Genomic DNA, 19342 nt, shown 5'->3' with positions numbered 1-19342 from the left:
TGCCTCGCTTCCTTATAGGGGCGCGAAATCAGGACGGTGTTCGCATTGCCATCCGTGCGCCAGGAAAGGGCAACAGATATGCATTCAACCGGGTTTCACCAAAGCCAAAGGCCGCGAACGGCAGGGGACCCGTACCTGGCGCGCCATATGACAGCGCCGGGACGGTCTGTCAATCAGGCATCCGCCTGCGCGGCTTCATAGGCCAGCATCGCGCGTTTGACGGGCAGGCCCCAGTGATAGCCGCCAAGCCCGCCCGATTTGCGCAGCGCCCGGTGGCAGGGGATCAGCCAACTGACCGGGTTGCGCCCGACCGCCGTTCCGACTGCACGAACGGCCTGTGGCGAGCCCACCCGCTGCGCGATCTCAGAATAGGTGGTGACTTGACCCGAAGGGATGTGCATCAGCGCCTCCCACACCTTGATCTGCAGGGGTGAGCCGATCAGGTACAAAGGCGTCGGCTGCAAACGGTCGCTGACCGACCCAAAAGCGCTGAGCACCCAAGGCCGCAGGTGCATCGGGTCCTCAACGAAATCCGCCTGCGGCCAGCGCGACAGCATATCCTCCATCGCCTCGCCTTCACCAGTCTCGGCCCCGAAGGCCATGCCGCAGATGCCCTTGTCGGTGCCCATCACCAGCGCGGGGCCAAAGGGGCTTTCGAACCAGCCCCAATAGATCGTCAGACCTGCGCCTTTGCGGGCGTATTCGCCAGGGCTCATGGACTCCCATTTCAGAAACAGATCATGCAGGCGGCCACTGCCGGACAGGCCCACGTTATGGGCGGTTTCCAACGTCGTGAACCGTTCGCGCAGCAGCGCCTTGGCGTGGCCCAGCGTTAGGTATTGCTGGTAGCGTTTCGGTGATACACCGGTCCAGCGCGAGAACAGTCGCTGGAAATGGGCCGGGCTCATATCCATCTGCTGCGCCAATTCCTCAAGGCTGAGGCCCTCGCCGCCCTGATCGATCAGCTCGATCGCGCGGCGCATGACGTTGTAGTGGTATCCGCTTTCCGGGGTCTGGACGTTCATGACAGTCACCTCATCTGATGCCAAAACCATAGCGCGCAGGACACGACGCCGCGACCCGGAACTTGCGCATTGGCTTTGGGCCGGAACCAAGGGGTTGTGTCATGGCCTTGCGGGCGGCATTAAGGCGCGGATGGCAAAGCAACTCGATTACCACACGATCCGCGAGATCTTTACGCGTTTTCAGGCAGCCGACCCCGAACCCAAGGGCGAGTTGGAGCACGTGAACGTCTACACTCTGGTCGTCGCCGTGGCGCTTTCGGCGCAGGCGACCGATGCGGGTGTCAACAAGGCCACGCGCGAATTGTTCAAAATCGCCGACACGCCGCAAAAGATGCTGGATCTGGGCGAAGAGGGTCTGACCCAGCATATCAAGACCATCGGCCTGTTCCGCCAGAAGGCCAAGAATGTCATCAAGCTGAGCCGTATTCTGGTCGAGGATTATGGTGGTGAGGTGCCCAATTCCCGCGCCGCGCTGCAGTCCCTGCCCGGTGTCGGGCGCAAGACCGCCAATGTGGTGCTGAACATGTGGTGGCGGCAACCGGCGCAGGCGGTGGATACGCATATCTTCCGCGTCGGCAACCGCACCGGCATCTGCCCCGGCAAGGACGTGGACACCGTGGAACGCGCCATCGAGGACAATATTCCTGCCGACTTTCAACTCCATGCGCATCACTGGTTGATCCTGCATGGCCGATACCATTGCAAGGCGCGCAAGCCGCAATGCCCGACCTGCATCATCCGTGATCTCTGTCAATTCGAGGACAAAACCCTATGAAGACCTACCAACTGACCGGCATCGGAAATGCCGTTGTGGACGTGATTTCCCAGGCCGATGACAGTTTCCTGGAACTGATGGGCATCGAAAAAGGCATCATGCAACTGATCGAGCAGGAGCGTGGCGAGGTGCTGTATGCCTCGATGGAAGGCCGGGTGCAGACGCCGGGCGGCTCGGTCGCCAATACGATTGCCGGTGCCGGGGCGCTGGGTCTGGACGCGGCCTTTATCGGACGGGTGCATGATGACGCCTTGGGTCGGTTCTATGCGGATGCGATGAACGAAGACGGCGTCGATTTCGTGAACCCGCCGGTCCCAGGCGGAGAGCTACCGACCTCGCGTTCGATGATCTTTGTCTCGCCGGATGGCGAGCGGTCGATGAACACCTATCTGGGGATTTCGTCGGAACTGTCGTCCGAGGATGTCTCGGCCGATGTGGCCAATAACAGCCAGATCATGTTCCTTGAGGGCTACCTGTTCGACAAGGAAAAAGGCAAGGCGGCATTCCTTGAGGCCGCGCGCACTTGCCATAAGAGTGGCGGCAAGGCCGGGATCGCGATTTCCGATCCGTTCTGCGTCGAACGGCATCGCGTCGATTTCCTGCTGCTGATCGAGAACGAACTGGATTTCGTGATCGGCAATGAGGCCGAAATCAAATCGCTGTTCGAAACCGATGATCTGGAAGAGGCGCTGGCAAAAACCGCCGGTATCTGCCCTTTGGTCGTGTGCACCCGGTCCGGCGATGGCGTGACTGTTCTGCATGATGGCCAGCGCGTCGATGTGCGGGTCGATAAGGTAGTGCCGGTGGATGCAACCGGGGCCGGAGATCAGTTCGCCGCAGGCTTCCTGTTTGGCATGGCCACGGGCCGCGATTACGAGACCTGCGCCCGCATCGGCAATGTCTGCGCCCGCGAAGTGATCAGCCATATCGGTCCGCGTCCCGAGGCCAACATGCAGGACTTGCTGCGCAGCGAGGGGTTGCTATAGGCGCGCCAGCGCCGACCTGCGGGGTGGCGCTTGTACCAATTGAACCTCGCACTTAATGGTGCAACCAACTGCGCGGGTAAAACAGAGATTGACGGTGCAAAAGCGCCGCCCCGTGGGGGCGGGTCGGCGCTGGCGCGGCGGCCTTTCGGCCTTGATCCCGCGCCTTTATGACCCCGCCGCCGCGCCGTTCAGCGCCCAGTCGTATCTATAAGCCTTAACGCGCCGGACTTCTTGCAATCTGGCGCGCAATTCAGGGGCGGCTGCGGTCTGGATATAGGTCAGCACGTCCTGCTCATTCGCTCCGAAATCCTCGCGGAACCAGATATAGATCTTGGACAGGATCAGCCCCCCGCGATCATCAAAACGCACGCCGCGCGGGTCGTTGATATAGGCCCGCTCGGCTGCGGCGAGGTCTTGTTTCAGAGTTCCGGCCTCCCACGCCCGATCCATCAGGTTCGGGCAGCCCACGGCGGCGCAGTTCAGCGCGTAATGGATGCGCGGCTCATCAAATCCGGGGCGGATGATCCGGTGTTCGATATCGTTGAGCGTCAAACTCTGCCCTGCGACCGTGGCCAGGGGGCGATCCCATGGGCCAAAGGAAAGCGGCCCGTCGGTGATGTCGCGGATCGAGTCGACCGGATAAGCCTCAAGGACGACATCCACGGTCAGCGCGTTGTAGAGGTTGATCCAATAGGCCAGTTGCTGATCGCGTGTCAGGCGTGCCGGGTCAACGGATTGCAATTGCCCCAGATACTCATCCAAACGATCACGATCAGACGCGGTGACGCTGGCATAGGCCACGCGGTTCACCCCCTGCGCATCGGGCGCGACATAGCGGGACAGAAACGCGCTCCAATCGCTGTGATTCACGCGCTGCCCGGGCGGCGGGGCACTGCGGGTCAGGGCGTTGCCCGGCAAGGCCTCGGCAGGTGGCAGGGCCAGCCGTTCGACACTGGCGCAGGCCGCCAGCAAAGGCAGCAGCAAGACGATCAGCAGCTTTTTCACGAGGCATCCTTTCGGTCCCGGCGGGTCAGACGCATCTGCCCCTTCAATCGCTTCAGCGGCGCATGGGCCGGGTCGCCCAGCGCAGGAATTTCCGGCCGCGACGACAACCCTCGCATCGCCGCGTTCCACCAATAGGTTCCCATCGGGCTATCGATCCGATCCGGAGCGGCCAGATGCTGATCGCGCTGGGCATTGTGGACGCACATGGACAAGGGTCCGTTCCCGGTCGCCACCATGAACACGCATGAGGCGCAGCGATCCGCCTCTAACGCATCTGCCGCCATGAAGTTGTGGATGAACACCGCCTGCCGCCGCACCCGACCGCGGAGCAAGCCCGGGCCAAGTCGGGCGACCGAGGCCACCAAATGCGCCACCGCCCACACCGCCAAAACCGGATGCCGCAGCACCAACCGACGGACCGTGGACCGGATCACAAGATGCGCCTCGCGCCCCGTGTCCAACCGCTCCAACGCGGCGATCACCTGCTGCACCAGCTTGGCGTTCGACAGCAAGGAGACCGCTCGCCCCCCGGCGGTCAGGACGCTGGCGTAGCGGTTGCAGGCAGAATGACCGACGGAAGCCGCATCAAAATCCAGTGTCGTGCCATATCCACGCTCGATCGCGCGCATCACACTGTCCTGCGTGATGGCATCCGGGCGGGCGCGCAGCACGCCGCGCCCTGTATCGGCCTGCATCTGGAACGAGACAAAGGCAACCTCGGGCTGGTCCCGGAAGAACCGCGCCAGATCGGGCAGATCGCCAAAGTTGCCGCCAAACACCGTCGTGTTGAACAGGACCCGCACACCCAAGCCACGGGCGCGGGCAAGGTATTTTTCGCGCACAGTGTTCAGTTCAGCCTCTGATCCGAACCCGTTGCGGTCCTGAGTCATATCGACATGGAACGCGACATCATCCAGACCGGCCGCCGCCAGACGGGTCAGAAACGCCCGGCTGGCGCGGATGCCGTTTGTCATCAGGCAGGACCGCATGCCCAACCGCTTGATCTCGCGGCACAGCGCCTCAAGGTCTTCGGTTTTGCGCAGGGTCGGGTCGCCGCCGGTCAGCTGTACCGATGCACCACGGCCATAGTGGCTGTTGATTGTCGCAATCCGCGCAAACAGGACCGACAGCGGCGGATCATAGGTCATCTCGGCCCGGTCCGAGAGGTAACACAGCGTGCAGTCCAGATTGCAGCGCTGCGTCACCTCAAGCGCAACGCAGGCCATCGGGTAGAACCGGCCTGCTGTTTGAGTGGCCCCAAACTCACCGCACCCTTTCAAACCGTCGCGCAAGGGCGCGCGTCGGTCTGGGCCTTCAAATCGGCGTCCGGCGGGTTTGGCTGTGATCGGTTCGGGTAAGGTGTCTTTCATGGACCCCAAGCTAAAGGGGGTCTCAGGACGCGACTACGCCCCCTCACGCCAACGTGCGGGGCGGTGATCAGCCCAGATGTTCGGAAAACGCAGCCACCACCTGTTCATAGACGTCACGCTTGAAAGGCACAATTTCTTCAATCAGCCGATCCGGGTCCTGCCATTTCCACTTGGTGAACTCAGGATGTTCGGTTTCGATGTTGATCTGATCGTCGCGGCCCGTGAAGCGCAGCAGGAACCATTTCTGCTCTTGCCCGCGATAGCGGCCTTTCCAGATCTTGGGCACGATGTCATGCGGCAGATCATAGGGCAGCCAGCCATCGGTTGCGGCCACAACCTCGACCAGATCAGAGGTGACGCCGGTTTCCTCCCACAGCTCGCGTAGCGCCGCATCGCGGGGGTCTTCGCCCTTGTCCACACCCCCCTGCGGCATCTGCCAGGCGTCCTTGTGGCGATCGTTGCGCTGACCGACAAAGATCTGCCCATCGGCGTTCATCAGCATCAGACCAACGCAGGGGCGATAGGGCAGTTTGGCGATCTGATCAGGGGTCATGCACGGCCTCGCAAGGTTGTTTTGCCCACCTCTAACAAGCGCCGCCACGGTAGCATAGGGGGTGACGTTAGGTTTCGCGTGACAAAGTTGACGTGAACGTCAATTTAAAACCCGGAGACGGGAGGGAGAGTTTCACCATGACTGCGTACCCAAACATGCTGGCCCCGCTGGATCTGGGCTTTACCACGCTGAAAAACCGCGTGCTGATGGGCTCGATGCACACTGGACTGGAAGAGACCGGCGACTGGAACCGGGTGGCCGAGTTTTATGCCGACCGGGCGCGCGGTGGCGTGGCGCTGATGGTGACGGGCGGGATCGGTCCGAATCTGGAAGGCTCGGTTTTGTCGGGGGCGTCGATGATGACCAACGACAAAGAGGTGGCAAACCATTCCATCGTGACCGAACGTGTGCATCAGGCGGGCGGCAAGATCGCCATGCAGATCCTGCACGCGGGCCGCTATGCCTATGGCCCGAAATGCGTGGCCCCCAGCCCGGTGAAATCCCCAATCTCGCCCTTCCCGCCGCATGAGCTGGACGAAGAGGGTATCGAGAAACAGATCAGCGACATCGTGAATGCGGCCCGAATGGCCCAGAAGGCAGGCTATGACGGGGTCGAGATCATGGGGTCCGAGGGCTATTTCCTGAACCAGTTCCTTGTGACCCACACCAACAAGCGCACCGACCGCTGGGGTGGCTCGTATGAGAACCGCATGCGCCTGCCAATCGAGGTCGTGCGCCGCACGCGCGAGGCGGTGGGAACAGATTTCATCATCATCTATCGCCTGTCGATGATCGATTTGGTCCCCAACGGCTCGACCCATGACGAGGTTGTGCAACTGGCGCAAGAGATCGAGAAAGCGGGTGCGACGATCCTGAATACCGGCATCGGCTGGCACGAGGCGCGGATTCCGACCATTGCCACCAGCGTTCCCCGCGCGGCCTTTGCCTGGGTGACGAAAAAGCTGATGGGCAAGGTGTCGATCCCAGTTATCACCTCGAACCGGATCAACACGCCGGAAGTGGCGGAAGAAGTCCTGTCGACCGGCTGCGCTGATATGGTCTCGCTGGCGCGGCCGATGCTGGCGGATGCGGAATTCGTGAACAAGGCCATTGCCGGTCAGTCCGCGCAGATCGCGCCGTGCATCGCCTGTAATCAGGCCTGTCTGGACCACACGTTCAGCGGCAAGCTGACCACCTGTCTGGTCAACCCGCGCGCCTGTAACGAAACCGAACTGGTGATTGCTGCGACTGATACCGTGAAAAAGGTCGCCATCGTCGGCGCAGGTCCGGCTGGCCTGTCCACCGCAATGACCGCTGCCCAGCGCGGCCATGACGTGACCCTGTTCGACCGCGCGTCCGAGATCGGCGGGCAGTTGAACATGGCCAAACAGGTGCCGGGGAAAGAGGAGTTCTGGGGCCTCGTCGACTGGTACCGCACCATGATGGACGATCTGGGCGTGAACGTGGAACTGAACCGCGAGGTTGGTGCCGACGACCTGACCGGCTTTGACGAGGTGGTCATCGCAACCGGCGTCACTCCGCGTGATCCGCAGATTCCGGGACAGGATGGGGACAATGTCCTCAGCTATATCGACGTGCTGCGCGGCAAGGCCGAGGTTGGCAAATCCGTCGCCGTTGTCGGCGCGGGCGGCATCGGCTTCGACGTTTCGGAGTTTCTGCTGGAAGACGGCCACAGCGCCACCACCGATCTGCCGCTGTGGATGAAGGAATGGGGCGTGACAGACCCGGAAGACCACCGCGCGGGCCTTGCGCCCGAAGGCCCGCAGCCTGCGGCCCCAGCGCGTCAGGTCACCTTGTTGCAGCGCAAGAAACAGGCGCACGGCAAAGGGCTGGGCAAGACGACCGGCTGGATTCACCGCGCGACGCTGAAGATGAAAGATGTCAATTTCGTCGGCGGCGTGAACTACGAACGCATTGACGAAGACGGCCTGCATGTCAGCTTTGGCGAGGAACGCGCGGACCCGACCTTGATCGCAGCCGACAACATCGTGCTGTGTGCCGGTCAGGTCTCCGAGCGCAGTCTGGCAGACGCGCTGATCGAACGGGGCATCACTCCGCACGTGATCGGCGGCGCAGATGTCGCGGCGGAACTGGACGCCAAGCGGGCAATCAATCAGGGCACACGTCTGGCGGCCGGGCTTTAGGCCCGGTCAGTCAGACAGTGCAAGCTTCACCCCAAGCGCGCCAAAAGCCGTTGCAAAGCAGCGTTTGATCCAAGCCATCACAGATGGGCGATGAATGATGTAATCCCGCGCCAGCGCCGCGCAGGCCCCATAGGCGATGAACACAACAAAAGTCATCGCCATGAAGGCAAGCGCCAGTTGCACCAGCGCCAGACCCGCATGCGCCGTGTCCGTGGGCAGGAATTGCGGCAGGAACGCAAGAAAGAACAGCGAAAGCTTGGGGTTCAGCACGTTGATCAGCGTGCCGGTCGTCGCGATCTTCAGGTAGCTCTTGGTCGATTTCTCGGCACTTACTTCCATCGCGCCGCCCTCGCGGACGATGCCCCAGGCCATATAGAACAGATAAAGCACGCCGAGGTATTTGAGCACCAGAAACGCCAGCGCACTGGTGTGCAGCAGCGCGGCCAGCCCGATAATGCTGGCCACAGCGGCGGGCACGATCCCAAGTGTGCAGCCTGCCGCCGCCGCAACGCTGGCGCGAAACCCCCGGCCAAGCCCTATGGCCAGCGTGTAGATCACGCCTGTTCCCGGCAACAGCACGACGATCAGGGATGTAAGAAGAAACTCAAGCGACATGGAACCCTCCGATCACACGCCGGAGAGTTCCTTACATCAGCGTGAAAGTAAACAGGCGTATCTGGGCGTCTACTCGACCGTAATCGTAATTACCTCGGACACAATCGGCGGGTTATGCGGCACGTGGCCCGCATCGCCCAGCACCAATTGCAGAGTGTGCTGGCCTGCGGGCAGGTCCAGAGTCACCTCGGTCTGGCCGCCGCCGAAATGCATATGATTGTCGTCGGCGGGCAGGCCATAGGCCAGCTCATCCGCACCGCCCTCGCCTTCGCCTATCGGCGGGCGGTTGATCAGCAGATGGTGATGGCCGGTATTCTCGGCCTCGGTCCCGGCTGGCGCGACGCCCATACCGCTCAGGCCAAAGACCACCGTCACCGGCGATTGAACCGTGTCCCCATCCGCAAGGTTCACGAAATAGACCTTGGCGTCGGGGCTGGATGGGGTCTGCGCTTGGGCCAGTGCCAGACCAGCGGACAGACAAAACGCGACAATGGCAAATAGTGATTTCATAATCTCCTCCCAGGACACAAAAATGCCATTCTCAGCATAGCACAAATGAAAAAATGTCCAGAAATCACCGTTTGACCGGGGTGTTATTGGATCGGAAACCATTGTTTCAACGTTTCTGAACTGCAAACGATCCGATTCAAAACCCTGATATTATCCCATGTCTGCCCCGTTTCCGCCCAGATTGAGCGTCAAAACTGACGTCGAACGTAAGACCTGGGGAACGAGTATGGATCGATTGACCGAAATGGAAGCCTTCGCCAACGTGGTGGACCAGGGTGGCTTCACCGATGCGGCCAAGAAGATGGGCATCTCCAAATCGGCCGTGTCCAAGCACGTCTCGAGCCTTGAGGCGCGTCTGGGTGCGCGGCTGCTGAACCGCACAACGCGCCGGGTGTCCCCAACTGAAATCGGATTGGCCTATTACGACCGCGCGCGCCGCGTTCTGAATGACGCGGGCGAGGCGGATGCACTGGTTACCTCGATGCAATCGGCCCCGTCAGGCCTGTTGCGGATCAGCGTCGCGACGGATTTCGGGGTCAATCACCTGTCCCCCGTTCTGTCCGAGTTCCTGTCCGCTTACCCGGATATCACCGTCAACATGGTGCTGAACAACCGCTATGTTGAGTTGATTTCCGAAGGGTTTGACGTGGCCGTGCGCATTGGTGAGCTGGAAGACAGCACCCTGCGCGCGCGCAAACTCACGGAAACCGTCAAACGCATGGTTGCGGCCCCCAGCTATATCGAGAAATTCGGACGTCCGCAGAAGATCGACGACCTGAACGAACACAAGCTGCTGCATTATTCCAGCCAATCTTCGGGCAATGTCTGGAAACTGACCGCGCCATCGGGCGAAAAGCGTCAGGTGCGCACCGCCGGTTGGCTCAGCGTCAATGACGGGCAATCCCTGCTGAATGCTGCGATCTCGGGCCTCGGGATCGCTTATCTGCCCAGCTATCTGTATGCGGATGCGTTGAAATCCGGCCAGGTGCTGGACGCGATGCCGTCGCTGCCGGATGAGGTTCAGGGCGTTTACGCCGTCTACCCGCCCGGGCGTTTCACGCAGCCGAAAGTGCGGGCTTTCATTGATTTTCTGGTCGAGTCCTTCAACGAAAAGGGCCCGATGGATTGGTAATTTCTCCCGGTGAACTTTAGCGACCCGCGCTTTCTGGTGCGGGTCTTTTTTTGTGCGTCAGTTGACCAGCAACACTGCCTCGACCCGGCGATTGACATCGCGGCCCTCGGCGGTGGCGTTTGAGGTGATCGGGGCCAGATAGCCGACGCCCTGCGCCTCGATCCGGTCGGCGGCCACGCCATGCGCCTCGATCAGACGGGTTCGAACGGCCTCGGCCCGGCGCTTGCTGACTGCGATATTGGCCTGCAAGGCTCCGGTATCGTCGGTATGCCCCACAAGCGCCAGCCGCGTGTCCGGCTTATCCGCCAGGAACCCGGCCAGCAACGCGAGCGAGGCAAAGGGCCCTTCGCCCAGCGCAACCTCGCCGGTGCGAAAGTGCAGGTCGTCCAGAATGACATGACCGGTTTGCTGGAATTCGGCCAGCAACCCCCCGGCCCCATCCACACTCTGATCGATCACGACAGGTGCAGGGGCCGGCGCATCGACAGGAGTCACCCGGATCATCTGCACATAACCATCGGGCGGGTTCCGGCTGACCAGCAGGCTCAGCACCTCGGACCCCTTCTGCGCGGACAGAAACCGATAGTCCTGAATGGCGACATACATATCCGGCGTTGGCACCACTTCGGTCCCGAACCGAAAATCGAAGCCGCCGCAAATGCGGGCCTCGCATTCGAACAGAATGTCATACCCCTGCGCTTCGATCTGGTCGCGCAACGGGGCAAGCAATTGCAGCGTCGTGCTGGACCCGGCCTGCAACCGCCATGTGACCCTTTCAACCTGCCCCTCGACCGTTCGGGCCGGAACCGCTCCATCTGCGAATGGCCCGGTTGGCAGATCATAGCTGTCCAGCGGAGAAACCCGCTGACTGATCTGCTGTGCGGATTGCGGCAGCGTCAGTTCCTGAGCAACCAGCGGGCTGGCCAGGATCACGGTCAAAAGGCTTAGCGTTCGGATCATCTGTACTGTGCGTGATACTCGGGGTTTGGAACCATCGCCGTGGCGCTGGCCACGCGATTGGACATGTTGAAGAACCCGGTCACATTGGCAATGTCCCAGATATCCCGGTCAGAGAACCCGACATCGCGCAGGCGCTGGCGGTCGGGCTCTTCAATTTCGGTACTGGCTTTGGTCATCCGGGCAGCGAAATCCAGCATGGCGCGCTGGCGGTCGTCCAGCGGCGCGACGCGGTAATTCATCACCAGCATCTCACCCAGCTTTGGATCGCCTGACAACTGCCGCACGGCAGCCCCGTGGGCCACAAGGCAATAGAAGCACTTGTTGATGGATGAGACGACCACCGCAATCATCTCGCGTTCCAGCTTTGACAACCCGCTATCTGCCAGCATCAGGTCGTTATACATGGTGGTAAAGGCGTTCAGCTTGTCGATGTCAAAGGCATAAGCCTTCAGCACATTTGGCACCATGCCCAGTTTCTCGACGCAGATATCAAAGTATTTCTGCGTCTCGGGCGGCAGCGGGTCGACCATGGGCAGGTCCAGCGCGATGGGCATGTCTTGATGTGTCACGAAAACCTCTGTGTTAGATAAGCTGACGGTAATGGTATTCGCCCGCGATCTCCATCCCGAGCGCTTGGTACAGGCCATTTGCCCCGTCGTTCACCTTGGTGCAGATCACGCTGAAGGTTTCGGCACCATGGTCGCGCGCCCAGATCGCGGCACCCCGCACCGCCCACTGGCCCATGCCCTGACGGCGGTGATCGGGCAGAATTTCCAGCGCATGAAGCATGGCAACACCTTCATGTATCGCAACAAAAGTAACCCCGCAGGGCTGATCGCGATGGCGCAGCAGCAAGCCGATCTTGGGGCCTTTGGCGCGCTCCATCACGGCGATGCGTTCCGGCCCGATGCCCCCGGTTGCCCAAAGATCCCGCATGATCGCAAGCGGCTCCCATACGGTGAACACCATGACACGCGGGATCGGCTGGTCGGTCAGATGGGATACCGGACAGGAATAGATGTTGACCGGATCCAGCACCTCGTACCCCCGTGCGGCAAGCTGCGCGTCCAGCGCCTCGTCCCCCGGACGCAGGCAAAAGATACGCTTTTGCCCCATCGCCAGCATCGCCTGTTCGGCTGCTTCAATATCCGTGTCGCTGAAAGGGCCAAACGCATTGGCCGCCGACACCCGCGAGCCACCGCCCTGCCCTTCGCGCAATTGAAACGGGCCCAGCCGTTCATAGCGGGCCGCAGGCCAGGTTCCGTCGACAATGTCGGCCCAATTGACGCTCACAACTCCAGCTCTTTCGCCAGTTGGGTCATGGCGGCGTCGATCCGGGTGCCCTCGGTACCGCGAATGACGACATTTGCGCCAAAGACACCGTTGATCTGGAACGGGTAGCACCCGATGGTCAGGTCATCATAGGTTTCGGCCAGCGCAGAGAGGGTCGCTGCGATATCGCCCTCGCCCCGATCCACCCGCAGGGTCTGCGACAATAACGGGCTGCCGCCGGTCAGTTTGGGCAAAACGCTGGCCACCATGGCCTGAAACACCGAAGGCACCCCAGCCATCACATGCACGTTTTCGATGGTAAATCCCGGCGCGGTCGACACCGGGTTGTCGATCAAAATCGCCCCGTCCGGGATGCGCGCCATGCGCAGGCGGGCCTCGTTCAGTTCGAGGCCGGATTTGTCGTAATGCGCCTGCAACAGCGCCCGCGCATCATCGCGAATGTCGATATGCGCCCCAAAGGCCCGCGCGATGCAATCGGCGGTAATATCGTCATGGGTCGGGCCAATGCCACCGCTGGTGAACACATGATCGTACCGGTCGGACAGCGCCTTTGCGGCCCCTTCGATCTCGGGCGCGTCGTCGCTGACGATGCGGACCTCTTTCAGGTCGATGCCCTGTTTGGTCAACTCTCCGGCGAGATAGTGCATATTCGCGTCGCGGGTCCGGCCCGAGAGAATCTCATCCCCGATCACCAGCATTGCGGCGGTTGGATTGGCCATGGCGCTCTTCCTCTTGATCGACCCCTGGGGCAGGTATAGGCCGTGGGGCATGCGATTTGAAACCCCTCTTGTCCCCGCCCGCCTGATCCGCCGCTACAAACGCTTTCTGGCCGATTGCACGCTGGAGGACGGGCGCCAGGTTACAGCCCATTGCGCCAATCCCGGTTCGATGATGGGGCTGGCCGAGCCGGGCCAGAAAATTTGGCTGGAGCCCAATGACGATCCGAAGAAAAAGCTGAAATATGGCTGGCGGCTGGTCGATCACGAAAACGGGCATTTCACCGGGGTCGATACATCGGTCCCGAACAAGGCCCTGCGCGCAGCGCTAAAGGCGCGTGAAATCCCCGAACTGGCCGCCTATGAAACCGTCCGCGCCGAGGTAAAATACGGCGAAAACAGCCGCATCGACTTTCTGCTAAGCGCACCGGGCCTGCCCGACGCCTATGTCGAGGTCAAAAGCGTCACCCTGTCCCGCCAACCCGGTCTGGCCGAGTTCCCCGACAGCGTAACCGCGCGCGGCACTAAACATCTGGGCGAACTGTCGGCGATGGCGGCACAGGGGCACCGGGCAATCATGCTGTATCTGGTGCAACGCACCGATTGCGACCGCTTCACGCTGGCCTCCGATATCGACCCGGCATACGCGGCGGCGTTTGAGGCAGCCGCAGGTGTTGAACGCCTGATTGTCGGCTCTCGCATTACACCCGACGGAGTTTGGGTCGACCCGGACCGACGCTGGCAGATCAGCTAATACACAATGTTAGAACTTTCTTCTTTCGACTCTATCTACTGAGTTAAAGCCGCACCCTCTGGAACTTTCTGCGCAAGCAGCGTAAGTAAGGGGCTGCGCGAAACATTTGGAGCTTAGCGTCGATGAAAGACCATCGTGGCCGTCTGACAAAAGACGGTATCCGCATCTATGAACAGGGTGACTTTGCCGGCATGCATGCGGCAGGGGCCTTGGCTGCGCGGATACTCGACGATATTGCCCAGCATGTGTTTCCCGGTCAGACGACCGGCGCTATTGACGGGCTGATCACGCAGATGGTCGAAGATGCGGGCGCGACCTCGGCGACCATCGGCTACAAGGGCTATCAGCACGCCAGCTGTATCAGCGTGAACCACGTGGTTTGTCACGGCATTCCGGGTGAGAAAAAGCTCAAGGATGGTGACATCCTGAACATCGACGTGACCGTCATCGTTGACGGCTGGTTCGGTGATACCTCGCGCATGTATGTGGCGGGCAAGCTGCCACGCAAGGCTGAACGTCTGATCCAGGTCACTCATGATGCGCTGTTCAAGGGCATCGAGATGGTCAAGCCGGGCAACACCTTTGGCGATATCGGCCACGCGATTCAGGCCTATGTCGAGGCGCACCGGATGAGCGTTGTCCGCGATTTCTGTGGTCACGGGCTGGGCCGGGTGTTCCACGCCCCGCCCAACGTCCTGCACTATGGCCGCCCGGGCACCGGGGCTGTGTTGGAAGAGGGTATGTTCTTCACCATCGAGCCGATGGTCAATCTGGGCCGTCCCGAGACCAAGACGCTAGCCGATGACTGGACCGCCGTGACCCGCGACAAGTCGCTGTCGGCGCAGTTCGAGCATTCGGTGGGTGTAACGGCGGATGGGGTCGAAATCTTTACCCTGTCACCCGGCGACAAGTTCCACCCGACCTATTCTTCGTGATCGGCGGCCTGGTCGCGCAGCAGTTTCAGCAGCAGGGTTTCGTGACCCCAGGGCGTTAGCGCGTCGTTGATAAAAACCGGCGCGCGCATCGGCCTGCGCTCGGGGGCCGGGGTGGCGTCGGCATCCTGTGAGAATGCCCAGATCGAAGGGGTCAGTGCGCGGTCCATGCCCGCGACCCTAGCACGGATGGATCAAATTCCCAAAAGGCGCGGCACTTCCGCCATGTCGGTGAAGACCTCTGCGCCAATCTCTGCCAGTTTGGCGCCACCCCCTTCGGGCGCAAAGCCAAGACACCGCATGCCCGCGCGCATCGCGGCGGTAACGCCGTTATGGCTGTCTTCGATTACAACCGGAGCGGATGCGTCAAAATGCTGCGCGGCCAGCAGAAACATCTCGGGGTCCGGTTTTGCCGTTCCCAGTTGGTGGGCCGAGAACATGGCACCCTGAAACCGGTCCCAAAGCCCGTTCTGGCCCAGCGTGATCGCCATTTTGTCCGGGCTGCCGTTCGAGGCCACGCAGAACGGGATGCCGTGATGATCAAGCCAATCCAACAGGTCCCGGATACCGGGCATCAATGCCACGCCCTGACGCAAACGCTCGTAGGTTTCCGCATAGACCTCATTGATCCAGTCATCCGGCAAATCGGCCCCCAACGCACGCGCCTTGTCCCGCACGCCAGCCATTGTCCCACCGAGGAAAAACCCGACGCTGTCTTCCAGTGTCAGGTCCAGGCCGTACCGGCCCAGATTGTCCACCAGAACCTTATTGGACAGCGGCTCGCTATCGACCAGAACGCCGTCGCAATCGAAGATGACCAGATCGTGCATGAAGCCTCCGCGGATTTTGCGCCCGGCTTAACCCAGTGCAGGCCCCTGCGCAAATCCACGCTCAGCAGCAATCCGCGCGCGCCGTTTCAATCTGAAACAGTCCGCCTTGTCAGAGTGTTGGGTCAAGTGCACCGAACCGGTCACAACCCGTTCAGGATGCCGAGCATGTGCCCCTGTCAAATTGCTGCCCCGCCCCTTTGACCATCATGTCATATTCCATGCTGTGATAATCGACGACAAAGGTGATCACTCCGGTCTCCTGCATCAGCAGGAATGTCATGCTGTCCAGGCCGGGGTAAATATCCGCCTCGCCCTGCACGTCAGTTGTCATGATGTAGCCCTTGTCGGATCCACCCGAACGCACCAGCGTCACACCCTCGCTGTTGACGTCTGAGATGCAGTTGACGAAGAAATCATCCATGTCGATCTGGGTTTCGGCCACACTGGCCGAGGCGGCGGCACAGCCGATCAGCAGGGCTGGAAGGGTCTTGGAAAACATTCAGGTACTCACTGTCCGGGTTGCTAAACTCAATTTCGGCTACCGGCGATTCTGGCCCAAAATGTGTCCCCAACCTCCGCAAAATAGGGCATTAACCATTCGGCAGAGTCGATCACGGGAATGTGAATCCAGCCTTGCTGCGGATCAGCGTCAGTTTTCCGGGCTGCGCCACATCAGCGAGATATGCGTGTCGCCATACTTGCGGGCGCTGTGCAGATCGAACCCGTCCGGCGCGGCCATGGGGGCGTTTTCCTCCCACACGATCAGCGCGTCCGGGGCGATCCAATTGCCCTCGACCGCCCTGGCGAGGGCCTTTTGACCCATGCCCTTGCCGTATGGCGGGTCCAGAAAGATCAGATCGTAAGGGGCATCCGGGTTGTCGCCCAGCCGCGTTGCATCGCGGCGGATCAGATCGGTACGGTCCGTGCTGCGGGTCAGGTCGATATTCTTGCGGATCAATCCCTGCGCCACCCGCCCGTCATCGACAAAGCTGACATGGGCCGCTCCGCGCGACAGCGCCTCAAGCCCCAGCGCGCCGGTGCCTGCGAACAGGTCCAGCACGCGCAGGCCGTCGAAATCGATCTGATGGGTCAGGACGTTGAACAGGCTCTCGCGCACCCTGTCCGTGGTGGGACGCAGATGCGCGCCTGCGTCCCCCTTGCCGACCGAGGCCAAAGCCCGGCCCCGGAATTCTCCGGCAATGATCCTCACGCCTTGAGCAGCGGTTTCAGGTTCGCATCCGGGTCGGCCACAATGGCCGGATCGGCGGTTTTTCCCATTTCGATCAGCCGTTTGGCGACCATATAGGCGCGCGGATCGTTCATCGCGTCCACGGCAATCAACCGGTCTCCGTCATAATACCAGAAGGACACACTCTGGCCTTCGCCCTGCCGGGTCACCACGCGGTCATAGCCGGTGTTCAGGCCCGCGATCTGCAGTTTGACGTCGAATTGATCCGACCAGAACCACGGTGTTGCCACATAATCCCTGGCCGCGCCCATCATGTTCTGGGCTACGATCTCGGCCTGATCGATCGCGTTGGGCACGCTTTCCAGACGGATACGCGTGTCGCCATGCGGGAAGGACGCGCAATCCCCGGCGGCCCAGATCGACGGGTCCGAGGTGCGGCCATGGGCATCGGTCTTGATCCCGTTGTCCAGCTCCAGCCCTGCCATCTCGGCCAGTTGGGTCGAGGGGGCGATACCAACGCCCACCACCACAAAATCCACCTCAAGCTCGGTTCCGTCGGTCAGAACAGCGCCAACCACCTTGCCATTGTCACCAACCAGACGATCCAGCCCGACGCCTTCGCGGATATCGGCACCGTATTCCGTATGCAGCGCGCGGAAATAATCGCTGGTCTCGGGGGCTGCGACCCGTTGCAGGATGCGGTCGGCCATCTCGACCAAGGTCACTTTCACACCGCGCTTGGCGCAGACGGCTGCGGCCTCAAGCCCGATATAACCGCCGCCCACGATCAGGGCACGCGCGCCGTCCGTGACGCGGGGCTCCATCTCATCGATATGAGCCAGATCGCGCACCACATGAACGCCCTGCAAGTCGCCACCGATGGCAGCGGGCAGGCGGCGCGGGTCCGATCCGGTGGTCAGCGCCAGTTCGTCATACGAGATGACATCATCACCCACGGTCACGGTTCTGGCCTGCGGATCAATCGCCGTCACAGGCTGGCCAAGACGCAGGGTGATGTTGTTGTCGGCATAGAAGCTTTCGGGCCGCAGGAACAGGCGCTCCAGCTCCATCTCACCCAGCAGATAGGCCTTGGACAAGGGCGGGCGCTGATAGGGCAGATGCGGCTCGGCCCCGATCAGGGTGATGTCCCCGTCAAACCCATCATTGCGCAAACGCGCAACCAAAGATGCCCCGGCCTGCCCGGCACCGATCACGACAATATGGCTCATGTTCCTCCCACCCTGTCGAATTCCCGTGGTCTCATCCACGTGGTCACCTATATTGCGGCTGAACCCGACTCTGCAAATCCAATCAACAGGAGTGCTATAAATGATTTCGACAGGTGACCAGCTACCAGATGCGACTCTCACTCAACTGGGTGCGAACGGCCCGGAAGAGGTGCGGATTTCAGACAAAACCAAAGGCCGCAAAGTTGTGATCTTTGCCGTGCCCGGCGCGTTCACACCGACATGCCATTCAGCGCATGTGCCCAGCTTCATGCGCACCAAAGACCAGTTCGACGCCAAGGGCGTGGATGAGATCATCTGCGTGTCCGTCAACGACCCCTTCGTGATGAAAGCCTGGGGCGAAGCCACCGGCGCAACCGAGGCGGGCCTGACCCTGCTGGGCGACGCAGCGTCCGAGTTCACCAAGGCGATCGGGATGGATTTCGACGCCCCGCCTGCCGGGCTGATCGCACGCTCCAAACGCTATGCCATGCTGGTCGAAGACGGCACCGTCACAGCCCTGAATCTGGAAGACAACCCCGGCGCGTGCGAGGTTTCCGCGGGCGAAGGCCTGCTGGACGTGATCTGAACCCTGACGGCCCCGGCATGGTCGGGGCCAGATGAACCCAATTTAACTTGATACAACGCCCCGTTGCGCAAATACTTGGCGCATAGAACACGGGAGTTGATTTATGAGCCTCAGATTTATTTCCCTAATTGCGGTCAGCGCAGGCGTTTTGGCCGCCTGCGGTCCGGCCCCCACCCCGCAACAACAAGCCGCGCGCCAGCACGAGATTGCCTGCCTCAGCGGAACCTTGGGCGGTGCGTTGATCGGCGGCGCAATCGGCAACCAGTTCGGAGGCGGGTCTGGCAAGGCAATCCTGACAGCGGCGGGCGCTGCTGCGGGCGGTTTTGAAGGGCAGAGATTCGCATGTTGAGGGGATTGAGAATGAAACCACTTATTCTTGCCGCGACTGTCGCCCTGGCGGGTGCAGCCAGCGCGGAAACCGTGGCCGAGTTGCATGAAAAAGAACTGAACAACATTGACACCAACAATGACGGGTTTCTGTCCAAGGACGAGTTCAACGCCTTTTCCGATTACGCCTTTCAAACGATGGACGAGGACAAGAACGGCACGCTTGGTCTGGACGAAGCCAAACCGTTTCTGGACATCAATCAGATCCGGGACGTTGACCACAACGGCGACGGCTTTATCTCAAGATCAGAATACGACGCGCAGATGGGTCGCGATTTCACCTCTGCCGATCAGGACGGAAACGAACGACTGGACTAGTCCAACTCTGAA

The 19342-nt window shown here is 61.2% G+C and carries 24 protein-coding genes; 9 read left to right on the top strand and 15 right to left on the bottom strand.

The window, feature by feature from the left end:
- Positions 1 to 173 precede the first annotated feature (173 nt).
- Positions 174 to 1025 carry a methylated-DNA--[protein]-cysteine S-methyltransferase gene (locus ACR0KJ_RS10050; RefSeq protein ID WP_480626577.1) on the bottom strand — a complete coding sequence of 284 codons (852 nt, stop codon included), beginning with the start codon at positions 1023 to 1025 and terminating at the stop codon, positions 174 to 176.
- Positions 1026 to 1155: 130 nt separating this feature from the next.
- On the opposite strand from ACR0KJ_RS10050, the gene nth reads away from it, so the two are divergent.
- Positions 1156 to 1800, top strand: a complete 645-nt coding sequence (gene nth / locus ACR0KJ_RS10045; protein ID WP_480626609.1) for an endonuclease III — start codon at positions 1156 to 1158, stop codon at positions 1798 to 1800.
- Entirely contained in the window at positions 1797 to 2786 is a 990-nt protein-coding gene (locus tag ACR0KJ_RS10040) for an adenosine kinase (RefSeq protein ID WP_480626576.1), read from the top strand. Before nth ends, ACR0KJ_RS10040 begins: the two co-directional genes overlap by 4 nt.
- Before the next feature lie 165 nt (positions 2787 to 2951).
- On the opposite strand, the gene ACR0KJ_RS10035 is transcribed toward ACR0KJ_RS10040, so the two are convergent.
- The 3 genes from ACR0KJ_RS10035 to ACR0KJ_RS10025 form a co-directional block, all read right to left on the bottom strand.
- Positions 2952 to 3791, bottom strand: a complete 840-nt coding sequence (locus ACR0KJ_RS10035) for a DUF547 domain-containing protein (RefSeq protein WP_170453616.1) — start codon at positions 3789 to 3791, stop codon at positions 2952 to 2954.
- Positions 3788 to 5161, bottom strand: a complete 1374-nt coding sequence (locus ACR0KJ_RS10030) for a radical SAM protein (protein ID WP_170453615.1) — start codon at positions 5159 to 5161, stop codon at positions 3788 to 3790. The genes ACR0KJ_RS10035 and ACR0KJ_RS10030 overlap by 4 nt, the downstream gene beginning before the upstream one ends.
- Before the next feature lie 67 nt (positions 5162 to 5228).
- Positions 5229 to 5714, bottom strand: a complete 486-nt coding sequence (locus tag ACR0KJ_RS10025; protein WP_170453614.1) for an RNA pyrophosphohydrolase — start codon at positions 5712 to 5714, stop codon at positions 5229 to 5231.
- Between the two features lie 137 nt (positions 5715 to 5851).
- On the opposite strand from ACR0KJ_RS10025, the gene ACR0KJ_RS10020 reads away from it, so the two are divergent.
- Entirely contained in the window at positions 5852 to 7879 is a 2028-nt protein-coding gene (locus ACR0KJ_RS10020; RefSeq protein WP_480626575.1) for an FAD-dependent oxidoreductase, read from the top strand.
- A gap of 6 nt (positions 7880 to 7885) precedes the next feature.
- Here ACR0KJ_RS10020 and ACR0KJ_RS10015 read toward each other — a convergent pair whose 3' ends face one another.
- On the bottom strand, positions 7886 to 8494 hold the full coding sequence (locus ACR0KJ_RS10015) for a LysE family translocator (RefSeq protein ID WP_480626574.1): 609 nt from the start codon (positions 8492 to 8494) through the stop codon (positions 7886 to 7888).
- Positions 8495 to 8563: 69 nt separating this feature from the next.
- A complete protein-coding gene (locus tag ACR0KJ_RS10010) occupies positions 8564 to 9004 on the bottom strand; it encodes a DUF4399 domain-containing protein (RefSeq protein ID WP_480626573.1) in 441 nt (146 codons plus the stop codon).
- A 226-nt stretch (positions 9005 to 9230) separates the two neighbouring features.
- Here ACR0KJ_RS10010 and ACR0KJ_RS10005 point away from each other — a divergent pair, with 226 nt between their 5' ends.
- Complete coding sequence (locus ACR0KJ_RS10005) at positions 9231 to 10136, top strand: LysR family transcriptional regulator (RefSeq protein WP_170453610.1); 906 nt, start codon at positions 9231 to 9233, stop codon at positions 10134 to 10136.
- A gap of 57 nt (positions 10137 to 10193) precedes the next feature.
- Here the strand turns inward: ACR0KJ_RS10005 and ACR0KJ_RS10000 are convergent, their stop codons facing one another.
- The 4 genes from ACR0KJ_RS10000 to ACR0KJ_RS09985 are packed head-to-tail and all read right to left on the bottom strand — an operon-like array spanning position 10194 to position 13108.
- Complete coding sequence (locus ACR0KJ_RS10000) at positions 10194 to 11096, bottom strand: OmpA family protein (protein WP_480626572.1); 903 nt, start codon at positions 11094 to 11096, stop codon at positions 10194 to 10196.
- Positions 11093 to 11650, bottom strand: coding sequence for a peroxidase-related enzyme (locus ACR0KJ_RS09995; protein WP_480626608.1), 558 nt, complete (start codon positions 11648 to 11650; stop codon positions 11093 to 11095). Before ACR0KJ_RS09995 ends, ACR0KJ_RS10000 begins: the two co-directional genes overlap by 4 nt.
- 28 nt (positions 11651 to 11678) lie before the next feature.
- Positions 11679 to 12389 carry a GNAT family N-acetyltransferase gene (locus ACR0KJ_RS09990; RefSeq protein WP_480626571.1) on the bottom strand — a complete coding sequence of 237 codons (711 nt, stop codon included), beginning with the start codon at positions 12387 to 12389 and terminating at the stop codon, positions 11679 to 11681.
- Positions 12386 to 13108 carry a molybdopterin-binding protein gene (locus ACR0KJ_RS09985; RefSeq protein WP_170453606.1) on the bottom strand — a complete coding sequence of 241 codons (723 nt, stop codon included), beginning with the start codon at positions 13106 to 13108 and terminating at the stop codon, positions 12386 to 12388. The genes ACR0KJ_RS09990 and ACR0KJ_RS09985 overlap by 4 nt, the downstream gene beginning before the upstream one ends.
- A gap of 49 nt (positions 13109 to 13157) precedes the next feature.
- Here ACR0KJ_RS09985 and sfsA point away from each other — a divergent pair, with 49 nt between their 5' ends.
- The gene (sfsA, locus tag ACR0KJ_RS09980; protein WP_170453605.1) at positions 13158 to 13859 is read left to right on the top strand and encodes a DNA/RNA nuclease SfsA; all 702 of its coding nucleotides are present in this window, start codon (positions 13158 to 13160) and stop codon (positions 13857 to 13859) included.
- 122 nt (positions 13860 to 13981) lie between these two features.
- Positions 13982 to 14794, top strand: coding sequence for a type I methionyl aminopeptidase (gene map / locus ACR0KJ_RS09975; RefSeq protein WP_480626570.1), 813 nt, complete (start codon positions 13982 to 13984; stop codon positions 14792 to 14794).
- Here map and ACR0KJ_RS09970 read toward each other — a convergent pair.
- From ACR0KJ_RS09970 to ACR0KJ_RS09950, 5 genes are all read right to left on the bottom strand, one after another.
- On the bottom strand, positions 14782 to 14961 hold the full coding sequence (locus ACR0KJ_RS09970) for a hypothetical protein (RefSeq protein ID WP_170453603.1): 180 nt from the start codon (positions 14959 to 14961) through the stop codon (positions 14782 to 14784). The two genes, map and ACR0KJ_RS09970, sit on opposite strands and share 13 nt — an antisense overlap.
- Before the next feature lie 24 nt (positions 14962 to 14985).
- Positions 14986 to 15621, bottom strand: coding sequence for an HAD family hydrolase (locus ACR0KJ_RS09965; protein ID WP_480626569.1), 636 nt, complete (start codon positions 15619 to 15621; stop codon positions 14986 to 14988).
- 151 nt (positions 15622 to 15772) lie between these two features.
- Positions 15773 to 16120 carry a hypothetical protein gene (locus tag ACR0KJ_RS09960; protein WP_170521254.1) on the bottom strand — a complete coding sequence of 116 codons (348 nt, stop codon included), beginning with the start codon at positions 16118 to 16120 and terminating at the stop codon, positions 15773 to 15775.
- A gap of 150 nt (positions 16121 to 16270) precedes the next feature.
- Positions 16271 to 16831: a 16S rRNA (guanine(966)-N(2))-methyltransferase RsmD gene (rsmD, locus tag ACR0KJ_RS09955; protein ID WP_170453600.1), complete on the bottom strand. Its 561-nt coding sequence runs from the start codon at positions 16829 to 16831 to the stop codon at positions 16271 to 16273.
- Positions 16828 to 18039, bottom strand: coding sequence for an NAD(P)/FAD-dependent oxidoreductase (locus tag ACR0KJ_RS09950; protein WP_480626568.1), 1212 nt, complete (start codon positions 18037 to 18039; stop codon positions 16828 to 16830). The genes rsmD and ACR0KJ_RS09950 overlap by 4 nt, the downstream gene beginning before the upstream one ends.
- 100 nt (positions 18040 to 18139) lie before the next feature.
- Here ACR0KJ_RS09950 and ACR0KJ_RS09945 point away from each other — a divergent pair, with 100 nt between their 5' ends.
- From ACR0KJ_RS09945 to ACR0KJ_RS09935, 3 genes are all read left to right on the top strand, one after another.
- On the top strand, positions 18140 to 18625 hold the full coding sequence (locus ACR0KJ_RS09945; protein ID WP_170453598.1) for a peroxiredoxin family protein: 486 nt from the start codon (positions 18140 to 18142) through the stop codon (positions 18623 to 18625).
- A 103-nt stretch (positions 18626 to 18728) separates the two neighbouring features.
- On the top strand, positions 18729 to 18974 hold the full coding sequence (locus tag ACR0KJ_RS09940; protein ID WP_170521249.1) for a glycine zipper 2TM domain-containing protein: 246 nt from the start codon (positions 18729 to 18731) through the stop codon (positions 18972 to 18974).
- Positions 18975 to 18985: 11 nt separating this feature from the next.
- Entirely contained in the window at positions 18986 to 19330 is a 345-nt protein-coding gene (locus tag ACR0KJ_RS09935; protein ID WP_480626567.1) for an EF-hand domain-containing protein, read from the top strand.
- Positions 19331 to 19342: the final 12 nt, after the last annotated feature.

It is taken from the genome of Ruegeria sp. AD6 (genome assembly GCF_056542325.1).
Note: the sequence above shows the minus strand (reverse complement) of the source record. Positions and strands in the feature narration are given on the sequence as shown.